This is a genomic window from Actinomyces haliotis, assembly GCF_015355765.1.
GTDB lineage: Bacteria > Actinomycetota > Actinomycetes > Actinomycetales > Actinomycetaceae > Actinomyces > Actinomyces haliotis.
In genome coordinates, this window is the sequence record NZ_JACWNA010000024.1 from 26,220 (window position 1) to 38,895 (window position 12,676).

The 12,676-nt window shown below is 72.5% G+C and carries 10 protein-coding genes; 5 read left to right on the top strand and 5 right to left on the bottom strand.

What is annotated here, in order from left to right; genetic code table 11:
- Positions 1–187 precede the first annotated feature (187 nt).
- A complete protein-coding gene (locus IXW69_RS10085) occupies positions 188–763 on the top strand; it encodes a YbhB/YbcL family Raf kinase inhibitor-like protein (RefSeq protein ID WP_194786216.1) in 576 nt (191 codons plus the stop codon).
- Positions 760–1,485: an SDR family oxidoreductase gene (locus IXW69_RS10090; protein WP_194786217.1), complete on the top strand. Its 726-nt coding sequence runs from the start codon at positions 760–762 to the stop codon at positions 1,483–1,485. The genes IXW69_RS10085 and IXW69_RS10090 overlap by 4 nt, the downstream gene beginning before the upstream one ends.
- Before the next feature lie 94 nt (positions 1,486–1,579).
- Here IXW69_RS10090 and IXW69_RS10095 read toward each other — a convergent pair whose 3' ends face one another.
- Positions 1,580–2,038, bottom strand: a complete 459-nt coding sequence (locus IXW69_RS10095; RefSeq protein ID WP_194786218.1) for a tRNA (cytidine(34)-2'-O)-methyltransferase — start codon at positions 2,036–2,038, stop codon at positions 1,580–1,582.
- Positions 2,039–2,173: 135 nt separating this feature from the next.
- Positions 2,174–3,616, bottom strand: a complete 1,443-nt coding sequence (locus IXW69_RS10100) for a dihydrolipoyl dehydrogenase family protein (protein WP_194786219.1) — start codon at positions 3,614–3,616, stop codon at positions 2,174–2,176.
- A 278-nt stretch (positions 3,617–3,894) separates the two neighbouring features.
- Here IXW69_RS10100 and IXW69_RS10105 point away from each other — a divergent pair, with 278 nt between their 5' ends.
- On the top strand, positions 3,895–4,500 hold the full coding sequence (locus IXW69_RS10105; protein ID WP_194786220.1) for a YbaK/EbsC family protein: 606 nt from the start codon (positions 3,895–3,897) through the stop codon (positions 4,498–4,500).
- A gap of 214 nt (positions 4,501–4,714) precedes the next feature.
- On the opposite strand, the gene IXW69_RS10110 is transcribed toward IXW69_RS10105, so the two are convergent.
- From IXW69_RS10110 to IXW69_RS10120, 3 genes are all read right to left on the bottom strand, one after another.
- The gene (locus IXW69_RS10110) at positions 4,715–7,534 is read right to left on the bottom strand and encodes an aconitate hydratase (RefSeq protein WP_194786221.1); all 2,820 of its coding nucleotides are present in this window, start codon (positions 7,532–7,534) and stop codon (positions 4,715–4,717) included.
- A 175-nt stretch (positions 7,535–7,709) separates the two neighbouring features.
- Positions 7,710–9,122 (bottom strand): class I SAM-dependent RNA methyltransferase, encoded by a 1,413-nt coding sequence (locus tag IXW69_RS10115; protein ID WP_194786222.1) that lies wholly within the window; start codon positions 9,120–9,122, stop codon positions 7,710–7,712.
- Positions 9,119–11,182 (bottom strand): APC family permease, encoded by a 2,064-nt coding sequence (locus IXW69_RS10120; RefSeq protein ID WP_194786223.1) that lies wholly within the window; start codon positions 11,180–11,182, stop codon positions 9,119–9,121. Before IXW69_RS10120 ends, IXW69_RS10115 begins: the two co-directional genes overlap by 4 nt.
- Before the next feature lie 58 nt (positions 11,183–11,240).
- Between IXW69_RS10120 and IXW69_RS10125 the strand changes: the two genes are divergently transcribed.
- A complete protein-coding gene (locus IXW69_RS10125) occupies positions 11,241–11,906 on the top strand; it encodes a potassium channel family protein (protein ID WP_194786224.1) in 666 nt (221 codons plus the stop codon).
- Between the two features lie 3 nt (positions 11,907–11,909).
- Positions 11,910–12,623: a potassium channel family protein gene (locus IXW69_RS10130; protein ID WP_194786225.1), complete on the top strand. Its 714-nt coding sequence runs from the start codon at positions 11,910–11,912 to the stop codon at positions 12,621–12,623.
- The last annotated feature ends 53 nt before the right edge of the window (positions 12,624–12,676 follow it).

The window sequence follows — 12,676 nt, forward strand, 5'->3', positions numbered from 1 at the left end:
CCGACCCCGGACACGCGGAAGGGGCTCTTAACCGCGCACCTCGCACCCCACCCGACGCCCTCGTCAACGCCCCGCCCGCGTTCCGCGCAGAGCCCACCGATTCCTGTCAGCCCCTCCCGCTAGGGTGAGCACGAGCACACCTGATCCGGCGACCCGCAGGTCGCCCGCACTCGCCAGGAGGCACCTCATGACCGCTGACCTCACCCGACCCCGCGCCCAGTCCCCCTACGACCACCTCCCCGCCCTGCCCACCTTCGCCCTCGCGAGCGACGACGTCGCCGAGGGCGAGCGCGTCGAGGACCGCTTCACCGGACTCGGGGAGAACGTCTCCCCCGAGCTCCACTGGTCCGGCTTCCCGGAGGGCACGCGCTCCTTCGTCGTCTCCTGCTTCGACCCCGACGCCCCGACCCCCGCCGGCTTCTGGCACTGGACCGTCGTCGACCTCGACGCCTCCGTCACCTCGCTCGCCCAGGGCCTGGGCGAGTCCGACCTCATGCTCGACGGCGCCGCCTTCCACGTCACGAACGACAACGGCACCCACGCCTGGACGGGTCCGTACCCGCCCGCAGGGGACGGCGACCACCGCTACGTCTTCGCCGTCCACGCCCTCGCCGTCGACACCCTCGGGCTCGAGGACGAGGCCACGCCGACGGCCGTCGCCTTCAACGTCGCCCAGCACGCCGTCGCGCGCGCCACCCTCACCGCCACCTACTCCGTGCCCGGCGAGCCGGGAGCCGCTCCCTTCATCCAGGACGCCCTGTGAGCGCCGAGGGCCGGCCGCTCGCCCTTGTCACCGGGGCGACCTCCGGGATCGGCCGCTCCGTGACCGCGGACCTCGCCCGCGACCACGACCTCATCCTCCTCGCGCGCACCGAGGAGAACCTGGCCGCCCTCGTCGCCGAGCTCGCCGCGGGCTCCGCGACCGCCGGGGCCACCGTACGGACCGTCCCCGTCGACCTCACCGATGACGAGGCGCTCGCCGACGCCGTCGCGGCCCTGGATCTCGAGGGGCTCGACGTCATCGTGCACTCCGCCGGCGTCGAGGCGGCGGGGAGGCTCGAGGAGCTCGCCCCGGCCCGCTGGCGTGAGGTGCTCGACCTCGACCTCGTCGCGGTCGCCCACCTGACAGCCCTGCTCCTGCCGGCGCTGCGGGCCCGGCGCGGCCTCGTCGTCATGGTGAACTCCGGAGCGGGACTGCGCGCCTTCCCCGGGCAGTCGCTCTACTGCGCCGCCAAGGCGGGTCTGCGGGCGCTGGCGGACTGCCTGCGCGAGGACGAGCGCGGCCGCGTGCGCGTCACGACGGTCTACCCGGGGCGTGTGGACACGCCGATGCAGGAGCGGATCCAGGCCGAGCGCGGAGCCGCCTATCGTGCCGAGGACCACATGGCACCGACGTCGATCGCGGCCGGCGTGCGCCTGGCGGTGGACACGCCGCTCGACGCCGTCGTCGAGGACGTCTCGATCCGGCCCGCCGGGATGCTCTGAGACAGCGGCCCACCGGTTCCCGAAGGGCTCCCGGTCCGTGCCTCTCAGTGCCCCTCAGTGCCCCTCAGTGCCCCTCAGTGCCTGTCAGTGCCTGTCAGTGCCCGCCGGGGAAGCCCAGGGACCGCCAGGCCTCGTAGAGGCCCACGGCGGCGGAGTTCGCGAGGTTGAGGGAGCGGTTGCCCTCGGCCATGGGGATGCGCACCCGGTCGGTGACACGCGGGTGCGCCATGATCTCCTCGGGCAGGCCGGTCGGCTCCGGGCCGAAGAGGAGGGCGTCGTCGCCCTGCCAGTCGACGTCGGTGTACCAGCGCTCTGTGTGGGCGGTGAAGGCGAAGATCCGCCCAGGGACCTCCCCGAGGCACTCCTCCCAGGTCTTGTGGACGCGGGTGAGGGCGAGATCGTGGTAGTCGAGGCCGGCGCGGCGGAGCTTGGCGTCATCCATGTCGAAGAGCGGGTCCACCAGGTGGAGCGTGGAGCGCGTGTTGGCGCTCAGGCGGATCGCGGCGCCGGAGTTCCCCGGGATGCGGGGCTCGAAGAAGATGACGTGAAGCACGCGGACCATCCTGCCACCCGACGGCGGCGGGACGGCCCGCGTGCTCCGGCTCACGCCATGGCGCCGCTGCGGGAGCGGGCACGGCGAGAGTCGAGAAGGCTCCCTTCGCGCACGCCTCGGGCGCGCCCCAACGGCTCAGCCCAGGGTGTCGAGGACGATGTTGAGGCCCTCGCTCATGGTCGGGTGCGTGATGACGGCGTCGCGCAGCTGCTGCCAGGTCATGTGACCGAGCATGGCCATCTGGACGCTCGTGGCGACCTCGCTGGCGGCCTCGCCGATGATGGCGGCGCCGAGGATCTCGTCGGTGTCGGCGTCGACGATGACCTTGTAGAACCCGTCGGTCTGGCCGAGGGTCTTGGCCCGTGGGACGGAGGCGGTCGGGGTCTTCGCGACTCGGACGCTCCGGCCGGCCTCGGCGGCCTCGATCTCGGTCATGCCGACGTGCCCGAGCTCGGGGGTCGTGAAGACGGCCCACGGGATGAGGCGGCCCTGCGTGGAGGCGTCCTTGCCGTTGAAGAGGTCACGGAGCACCCGGAAGTCGTTCCAGGAGGCGTGCGTGAACTGCGGCGTGCCGGCGACGTCGCCCGCCGCGTAGACGCCCTCGGCCGTGGTGCGCAGGTGGTCGTCCACGCGCACGAAGCCTCGGTCGGTGAGCTCGACGCCGGCCGCGTCGAGGCCGAGGCCCTCGGTGACGGGCTTGCGGCCGAGCGCGACGAGGAGGTGGGAGCCGGTGGCCTCGCGGCCGCCCTGGGTGTGCACGACGACACCGTCGCCCGAGCCGTCCGCGGGGCTCACGGAGGTGACGCGGGCACCGGCGAGGACCTCGACGCCGAGCGCCTCGAGGTCCTTGGTGACCTGCTCGGCGACGTCGGCGTCCTCGCGGTCCAGGACGAGCTCGCCGGCGTGGAGGAGGGTCACGGGGACGCCGAGCTGCCCCATGAGGGAGGCCATCTCGACGCCGATGACGCCACCGCCGAGGACGACGAGGTGGCTCGGGAGCTCGGGCAGGGTGAGCAGGTCCTCGCTCGTCCAGTAGGGGGCCTCGCTGAGGCCCTCGATGGCGGGGACGGCGGGCGTGGTGCCGGTGTTGATGAGGACCTTGGCGCCGCGGACACGGCGGACGGTGCCGTCGGAGACCTGGATCTCGACGGTGCGCTCGGCGACGAAGCGGGCGGTGCCGAGGACGAAGTCCATGCCGGAGCCCGGGAAGAGCTTGTCGCGGTGAGCGGCGACCATGCCGCCGACGACCTTCTCCTTGCGGACGCGCAGGTCGGCGAGGTCGACGCGGGCCTGGACGAGGGCCTCGCTGCCGCCGTCCGCCTCGGGGAGGCTGACGCCGTAGGCGGCGGAGCCCTGGACCTCGCGCAGCACGCGGGCGGCGGAGATGAGCGTCTTGGTGGGGATGCAGGCGACGTTGACGCAGGTGCCGCCGATCTTGTCGCGCTCGACCATGACGACCTTGTCGCCGGCCTTGGCGCGGGTCATGGCGAGGGACTTGCCGGCCTTGCCGCCACCGACGACGAGGAGGTCGACGTCCTCGACCTCGGGGCTGGCGGTGGGGGTGGTCTGGTCGCTCATCGGTGCGTTCTCCTTCTCGGTGTGAGCTTCTCAGTGCGTTCTCGTGTCGACGGTTCACATCAGTGGTCGCACGGTGCCGTGCCGGGCACCGCCCAGGTCTCTGCTCCGAGGCATCCACCTGGTCCGAATGTCCTCGCCATCCGAGGCTCTGACGCATTCCGGTCGGGTGCCGGTCGTGTCGGAGCCGTGACCAGCACCCGACCTAGACTCGCCCGCGACACGGCGCACGGGCGCTCGATCCGACCGTCGCGCGTACGAGACGGACGGAAGGACTCCGCATGAGCGAGACGACGAACGGACTGCGCGACCCCGAGGAGGCTCTTGGCGAGGCCGTCGGCTGGCACACGGCCCTCGAGCGCCCGGAGCTCCTCGCGGCCCCCGTGGCCGCCGCCCTGCAGGCCCTGGCGGCCACGGGCGAGGAGGGGGCCGCCCTGGCCGGCCGCGCCCTCGTGTGCGAGATCGACCCGGCCTTCTCCGACACCGACGCCCTCAACACCGAGTTCTCCCTCGACCCCGACGCCACCGGCAACTGCGTGCTCGTCGCCGGGAAGCGCTCCGGGGAGGAGCGCGTCGCCGCCTGCGTCGTGCGCGCCACGGACTTCGCGGACGTCAACCACGTCGTCAAGCAGATGATCGACGTGCGCAAGGCGTCCTTCCTCCCCCAGGACCGCGCGGTCGAGATGTCCGGGATGGAGTACGGCGGCATCACGCCCGTCGGCCTGCCCTCGCAGTGGCGCCTCCTCGTCGACGCCGCCGTCGCCGCCCGGGACACGGTGCTCATCGGCTCAGGCGTGCGCCCCTCGAAGGTCCTCGTGCCGGGTGCCCTCCTCGCGGCGCTCCCGACGGCGGAGGTCGTCGAGGGCCTGGGCGTGCGCCCCGCCTGAGCGACTCGGGCAGCCCGGGCAGCCCGAGCGGCCCGCCCGCTCGCCCGCCGGCGCGCTCGGCGGGCGGCAGCGGACCGCGCCCGGTGCGAGCGCCCAGCACGAACGGCGTCGGGGGGGGCCCCCCCCCCCGGGGGGCGGCGGCCCGCCGGCCACCCCCTCAGGGGTGCCCGGCCGACGCCGTTCTCAGCGGGTGGGCCCGCCGTTGGTCCGGGTCTCAGACCTCGCCGCGGGCGAGGTTGCGCAGGACGTACTGGAGGATGCCGCCGTTGCGGAAGTAGTCCGCCTCACCGGGGGTGTCGATGCGCACGGTCGCCTCGAAGTCGGTGCTCGTCCCGTCCTCCTTCGTCGCGGTGACGTGGACGGTGCGGGGCGTCGTGCCCTCATTGAGAGCGGTGAGACCGGTGATGGAGAAGGTCTCGGTGCCGTCCAGGCCCAGGGAGTCGGCGGACTCGCCGGCCGGGAACTGGAGCGGGACGACGCCCATGCCGATGAGGTTGGAGCGGTGGATGCGCTCGAATGACTCGGCGATGACGGCCTTGACGCCCAGGAGCGCGGTGCCCTTGGCCGCCCAGTCGCGCGATGAGCCGGAGCCGTACTCCTTGCCGCCCAGGACAATGAGCGGGATGCCGGCGGCCTGGTAGTCCTGCGAGGCATCGAAGATCGAGTCCTGCTCCCCGGTGAGGAAGTTCCTCGTGTAGCCGCCCTCGACGCCGTCGAGGAGCTGGTTGCGCAGGCGGATGTTCGCGAAGGTGCCGCGGATCATGACCTCGTGGTTGCCGCGGCGCGAGCCGTAGGAGTTGAAGTCCTTGCGAGCCACGCCGTGCTCGGCGAGGTACTTGCCGGCCGGGGAGTCGCTCTTGATAGCGCCGGCCGGGGAGATGTGGTCCGTGGTGACCGAGTCGCCGAGCTTGGCGAGCACGCGGGCACCGATGACGTCCTCGACGGGGGTGAGCTCCATGGTGAGGCCCTCGAAGAAGGGAGCCTTGCGCACGTAGGTGGAGGCGTCGTCCCAGGCGAAGGTCTCGCCGTCGGGGGTGTCCAGGCCCTGCCAGCGCTCGTCGCCGGTGAAGACGTCCGCGTAGTCCTTCGAGTACATGTCGCGATCGATGGTGGCGTCGATCGTGGCCTGGACCTCGGTGGGGTCGGGCCAGATGTCGGCGAGGAAGACGTCCGTGCCGTCGACGTCCTGGCCCAGCGGCTCCTTCTCGAAGTCGAAGTCCATCGTGCCGGCGAGCGCGTAGGCGATGACGAGCGGCGGGGAGGCCAGGTAGTTCATCTTGACGTCGGGGTTGATGCGGCCCTCGAAGTTGCGGTTGCCGGAGAGCACGGAGACGACGGCGAGGTCGGCGTCGTTGACGACGGCGGAGACCTCCTCCGGCAGCGGGCCGGAGTTGCCGATGCAGGTGGTGCAGCCGTAGCCGACGAGGTTGAAGCCGAGATCGTTGAGCGCCGGCCACAGGCCCGCCTTCTCGTAGTAGTCGGTGACGACCTGGCTGCCGGGGGCGGTCGAGGTCTTGACCCAGGGCTTGGAGCGCAGCCCCTTGGCGACGGCGTTCTTCGCGAGCAGGCCGGCGGCAACCATGACGGAGGGGTTGGAGGTGTTGGTGCAGGAGGTGATCGAGGCGATCGCCACTGCTCCGTGGTCGAGCTCCGTCTGCGTGCCGTCGGCCAGGGTGACGGGCGTGCGACGGTGCGCCCGGTCGTCGGCGTCGCCGCCGGCGGAGGCCGGGGCCTCGGGCGTCTCGTCGAGCGAGCCCGGGGCGACGGGGTCGGACGCGGGGAAGGTCTCCTCGATCGCGGTGTCCCCGGCGGGCGTCGCGTCCTGCCCGGCGTAGGTCGGCAGGACCTCGCGGAAGGCCTCCTTGGCGCGGGAGAGCTCGATGCGGTCCTGCGGGCGCTTCGGTCCGGCGATGGAAGGCACGACGGTGCCGAGGTCGAGCTCGAGGTACTCGGAGTAGACGGGCTCGCGCGAGGGGTCGTGCCACATGCCCTGGGCCTTGGCATACTCCTCGACGAGGCGCACGCGGGCGTCGTCGCGGCCGGTGAGGCGCAGGTAGTCGAGGGTGACCTCGTCGATCGGGAAGATCGCGGCGGTCGAGCCGAACTCGGGGCTCATGTTGCCGATGGTGGCGCGGTTCGCGAGCGGCACGGCGCCGACGCCCTCGCCGTAGAACTCGACGAACTTCCCGACGACGCCGTGCTCGCGCAGCATCTGGGTGATGGTGAGGACGACGTCCGTGGCGGTGGCGCCGGCCGGGATCTCGCCGGTGAGCTTGAAGCCGACGACGCGCGGGATGAGCATCGAGACGGGCTGGCCGAGCATCGCCGCCTCGGCCTCGATGCCGCCGACGCCCCAGCCGAGGACGCCGAGGCCGTTGACCATCGTCGTGTGGGAGTCGGTGCCGACGCAGGTGTCGGGGTAGGCCTGGGTGACGGGCTCGCCGTTGGCGCCGATGGCGTCGCGCGTGAAGACCGTGCGGGCCAGGTACTCGATGTTGACCTGGTGGACGATGCCGGTGCCCGGCGGCACGACGCGGAAGTTCGCCAGCGCCCCCTGGCCCCAGCGCAGGAACTGGTAGCGCTCGGCGTTGCGCTCGTACTCGCGCTCCTTGTTGCGCTCGAGCGAGCTGGTCAGGCCGAAGGAGTCGATCTGGACGGAGTGGTCGATGACCATCTCGGCGGGCGCGAGAGGGTTGATGACCTCGGGGTTCCCACCGAGCTCGGCGACCGCCTCGCGCATCGTGGCGAGGTCGACGATGCAGGGAACGCCGGTGAAGTCCTGCATGACGACGCGGGCCGGGGAGAACTGGATCTCGGTGTCCGGCTCGGCGCTCGGGTCCCACTCGGCCAGGGCGCGCACGTGATCGGCCGTGACGTTGGCGCCGTCCTCGGTACGGAGCATGTTCTCGGCGAGGACCTTGAGCGAGTAGGGCAGTCGCTCGAGGCCCTCGACGGCGTCGAGCCGGTAGATCTCGTAGGGGATCCCGTCCACGTCCAGCGTGGACCGGGAGTGGAAGGTGTCGAGGCTCGTCACCGTCGTCGCTCCTGTTCTCGGTCGGCAGTCCCGGCGGTGCCAAAGGTGCGGCGCCCCGGAGTGAGTCGGTGCTCACGTTAGACGACGTGACGTGCGGACGCGGGAACACCGCGTGACAGAGGTCTCCATTTCGTCAGCAACCCGTCGCGAAATCGGCCGGCGACCCGCGCCGGTCTCAGGCGCGCTCGAGGACGGCGACGGTCTCGAAGTGGTGCGTGTGCGGGAACATGTCGAGCGCCGCGAGGGCCGCTGGCGCGTAGCCGGCGCCGAGCAGCGTGCCGAGGTCCCGTGCTAGGGCTGCCGGGTCGCAGGCGACGAGCACGATCCGCCGGGGCCCGAGGGCCGCGACCGACTCGATGACCTCGCGGCCTGCTCCGGAGCGTGGCGGGTCGAGGACGACGACGTCGGCGCGCTCGTCGCGGCCCGGGCCGAATGAGCTCCCGAGCGCGGCGACGGAGGCGGCGGTGACGCGCCCGGCGTGCAGGCGGGTGCCGGGCAGGTCGTGGAGGGTGCGGCGGGCGTCGCGGACGGCCTGCTCGCTGCCCTCGAGGCTCGCGACGTCGCAGCCGAGCAGGGCGAGCGGCAGGGTGAAGAGCCCCGCCCCGGAGTAGAGCTCGAGGACGCGGGTCCCGGCGACGGTGTCCCGGTCGAGCGGGGCGTCCCCCTTGCGGGTGCCGACGGCGGTGGGCCGCGAGCCGAGGGCGGCGCGGACAACGCGGTCGACGAGGACGGCGGGAGCGTCGCGGTGGACCTGCCAGAAGCCGTCGGCGTGGACCGAGTAGCGCAGCTCCCCCAGGCCCAGTCCGTCGGCGTCGACGACCTCGTCGACGCGGCGGCGGCCGGTCGCGTGCGCGGCTCCCGTCAGCACCGTCTCGCCGCGGTCGTCGGTGAGGACGACGACGGGCTCACCGCCCGAGGGGGCGACGGCGTGGACGCGGGTGCCGGGGCGCAGCTGCTTGCGCCAGCGGCTCCGCTCGGTGAGCCCGAGCTCGCGGATGCCCGGGACGGCCAGCGGGAGGGAGCTCACCGGCAGGACGGTGCCGGAGCGGAAGGCGTTCATTCCGGCGCGGCCGTCCGAGGTCGCGGTCAGCTCGACGCGGGTGCGGGTCCCGGTGCCTGCGAGGGCCCGCACGCGCGTTTCGCCGCTGCGCTCGGCCCGGGCCTCGGAGGGCATGGCCTCGACGAGCACGCCCCCGGGCGCGCTGGACTCGGGCAGGGCGAGGACGGCGTCGGCGACCTGCTCGCCGCCGAGGCGGCGCAGGCAGTCGGCCAGGACCCAGCGCTTCCAGGTGCGCTGCGCGGGCAGGGCGACGTGGGAGAGCTCTCCTCCGCCGACTCCCCCGGGTCCGGCCTCGGGCCACACGGGATCGACGCGGTCGGGCGAGGCGCTGAGGACCTCGACTGCGTCGGCGCGCCACATCTTGGAGGTCTTCTGGGTGAGGCGGGCGCGGACGGTCTCGCCGGGCAGGGCGTGGCGGACGAAGACGACGCGGCCGGTCGGGTCGTCGACGGGCCGGGCGACGCAGTGGCCGCCGTGGGCGGGGGCCCCGACGGCGAGGATGAGCTCCTCAGGCGCGGCGGGGCTCACGCGTGCTCCTCCACGGGCGTCTGGCGGGCCTCCGAGAGGTCGCGGGCTGCGGCGTCGGCGTCCTTGATGCCGGTGGGCGTGTGGGCGCGCACGCCGCGGTGGATGTGGGTCTCGCCGGGCAGGCCGAGCTGCCAGGGCACGGAGGCGACGACGACGCCGGGGGTGAACAGGAGCGCGGTCTTGAGCCGCAGGGCCGTCTGGTTGTGGAGGGCCTGCTCCCACCAGTGGCGGACGAGGTACTCGGGGAGGAAGACGACGACGAGGTCGCGCGGGGACTCGCGGCGCACGGAGCGCACGTAGCTCGTGAGCGGCCGGATGATGTCGCGGAAGGGTGAGTCGAGGACGGTGAGCGGGACCGGGAGGTCGGCCTCCTCCCAGTCCTCGAGGAGCTGCTCGGCGCCGCCGTCGCCGGTGTCGACGGTGACGGCCTCGATGGAGGTCGGATGGGTGGACTGGGCGTAGGTGAGGGCGCGAAGGGTCGGCTGGTGGAGCCTGGAGGCGAGGACGACGGCGTGGACGTGGGCGGGCAGGACCCGCGCGTCGTGCAGGTCCTCCACGGCGACCTCCTCGGCGACGCCGCGGTAGTGCCGGCGGATGCCGTTCATGAGGACGTAGATGATCGCCATCATCGTCAGGGTGATCCAGGCGCCGCGGGTGAACTTGGTGAGGAGCACGATGACGAGGACGAGGCCGGTGCCGACGACGCCGACGCCGTTGATGACGCGGGAGCGCTGCATGCGCTGGCGCGCCTTGGCGTCGGTGGCGCCCTTGAGCTCGCGGGTCCAGTGCCGGACCATGCCGATCTGGGAGAGCGTGAAGGAGATGAAGACGCCGACGATGTAGAGCTGGATGAGGCGGTTGGTGTTCGCCTGGAAGCCGATGATGAAGGCCATGGCGCCGACCCACAGCACGATGATGCCGTTGGAGTACCCGAGGCGGTCGCCGCGCTGGGCGAGCTGGCGCGGGAGGAACTCGTCGCGGCCCAGGACGCTCGCGAGCACCGGGAAGCCGTTGAAGGCGGTGTTGGCGGCGAGGACGAGGATGAGACCGGTGACGACGGTGACGAGGTAGAACATCGGTTTGAAGCTCGCGAAGACGGTCTCCGCGACCTGGCCGATGACGGGGTCCTGGTGGTACGAGGAGCCGAGGGCCTGCCCGTTCGAGAGCAGCTGGGTGGCGGGGTCCTCGACCAGCTTGACGCCGGTGGCGCCCGCCAGGTGGATGATGCTCATGAGCATGAGCGCGGCGATCGTGCCGAGCATGAGGAGCGTCGTCGCGGCGTTCTTCGACTTCGGCTTCTTGAAGCTGGGGACGCCGTTGGAGATAGCCTCCACGCCGGTGAGGGCGGCGCAGCCGGAGGAGAAGGCGCGCAGGATGAGGAACGCCCCGGCCAGGCCGGACAGGCCCGTCTCCCAGCCCGCCTCGGGCACGACCGTGAGCCCGGCGGAGGAGGCCTGACCGAGGTGCCCGGTGAGCTCCTCCGCGAGACCGACGACGACCATGACGGCGATGGAGGCCATGTAGATGTAGGTCGGCACGGCGAAGGCGCCGCCGGACTCGCGCGAGCCGCGCAGGTTCATGACGGCGAGGACCGTGACGATGGCCGCAGCGATCGGGACCTTGTAGGGGGCGGTCGCGGGCACGGCCGCGGCGAGGTAGCCCGTGCCGGAGGAGACGGACACGGCGACGGTGAGGACGTAGTCGCACAGGAGCGCCGAGGCCACGAGGAGGCCCGCGTGCGGGCCGAGGTTCGTGGAGACGACCTCGTAGTCGCCGCCGCCGGAGGGGTAGGCGTGGACGGTCTGGCGGTAGGAGGCCACGACGACGACGAGGACGCCGACGACCGCCAGCGCGATCCAGGGCGAGAGCGCCGTCGCGGCGAATCCGGCGACCGCGAGGGTGACGAGCACCTCGTCCGGCGCGTAGCCGACGCTCGAGAGGGCGTCGGACGCGAAGACGGGGAGGGCGATCCTCTTGGGGAGGAGTGTCTCGCCGAGGGCCTGGCTGGGAACCGGGCGGCCGACGAGGATCCGCTTGACGCGGTCGGCGAAGTCACGCACGACCAGGAATGTTACGTCCGCGTTCTCGATGGTCCAAGACGCGGAGTACGGTTCTGCCGTGCACTTCGTCATCATGGGGTGCGGTCGCGTGGGGGCCTCGATGGCCGCCCAGCTCGACCGCATGGGCCACTCAGTGGCCGTCATCGACCAGAACGCCGAGGCATTCCGGCGTCTTCCCGCCGAGTTCTCCGGCCGCAAGATCAAGGGCGTGGGCTTCGACCGCGACGCCCTCGAGCAGGCCGGCATCGACGAGGCCTACGCCTTCGCCGCCGTCTCGAACGGTGACAACTCCAACATCGTCGCCGCGCGCGTGGCCCGCGAGACCTTCGGCGTCGACCACGTCGTCGCCCGCATCTACGACGCGCGGCGCGCGGAGGTCTACGAGCGCCTGGGCATCCCCACGGTCGCGACCGTCCGCTGGACGGCGGAGCAGATGATGCGCCGCGTCCTGCCCGGCGGCACCCAGCGCGAGCTCGAGGACCCCTCGGGCGAGGTGGCGCTCGTCCAGCCGGACGTCTCCACCGCCTGGGTCGGCATGACCGTGGGCGCCCTCGAGGAGCGCCTCGACGTGCGCGTCGCCTGGCTGTCGCGCGGCTCCGGGGCCGTCGTCCCGAGGCCCGGAACGGTCATCCAGGAGCACGACCTGCTCCACCTCGCCGTCCGCTCGGACCGGCTCACCGCCGTCCAGCGCACGCTGTCCCGCCAGCCCGCCCAGGAGGCCTGAGCCATGAAGATCCTCATCGCCGGCGCTGGCTCCGTCGGCCGCTCCATCGCGCGCGAGCTCATCAGCCACGGGCACGAGGTCACACTCGTGGACCGCTCGCCCGAGGCGATGCGCATCGCCTCCGTCCCTGACGCCGACTGGCAGCTGGCGGACGCCTGCGACGTCGACTCCCTCGCCGAGTCCGGCGCGGGCGACGCCGACGTCGTCGTCTCCGCGACCGGTGACGACAAGGCGAACCTCGTCATCTCGCTCCTGTGCAAGACGGAGTACGCGGTGCCCCGCACGGTGGCGCGCGTCAACAACCCGAAGAACGAGTGGCTCTTCGACGAGACCTGGGGCGTGGACGTCTCCGTGTCGACGCCGCGCATCATGACCGCTCTCGTCGAGGAGGCGGTGAGCGTCGGCTCCCTCGTCTCGGTCTTCACCTTCCACCAGTCCGGCGCGCACATGCACGAGCTGACGATCCCGGACGACTCGCCCGCCATCGGCGAGCTCGTGAGCGAGGTCGAGCTGCCGCCGCACACGGTGCTGGCTGCGATCCTGCGCGACTACCGCCCCATCAACCCGGACCGGGACGAGCGCTTCGAGCGCGGCGACGAGCTCATCTTCCTCACCGCCCGCGAGGGCGAGTCGACCCTCGCGGAGATCCCGGACATCTTCGCCCCGAACGAGGAGGAGGTCCCGCCGGCCCAGGAGCCCTCGGGCGACCTGGGCTGAGCACCGACCGGGCAGGGCCCGCCGTCGGTGGGCCTCCCGCAGGCGGCCGGCGC

What these genes read in the sequence shown, in the direction of transcription:
- IXW69_RS10085 (WP_194786216.1), top strand. Translation starts at nt 188, where the DNA reads ATGACCGCTGACCTCACCCGACCCCGCGCCCAGTCCCCCTACGACCAC.
- IXW69_RS10100 (WP_194786219.1), bottom strand. Translation starts at nt 3,616, where the DNA reads ATGAGCGACCAGACCACCCCCACCGCCAGCCCCGAGGTCGAGGACGTC.
- IXW69_RS10105 (WP_194786220.1), top strand. Translation starts at nt 3,895, where the DNA reads ATGAGCGAGACGACGAACGGACTGCGCGACCCCGAGGAGGCTCTTGGC.
- IXW69_RS10130 (WP_194786225.1), top strand. Translation starts at nt 11,910, where the DNA reads ATGAAGATCCTCATCGCCGGCGCTGGCTCCGTCGGCCGCTCCATCGCG.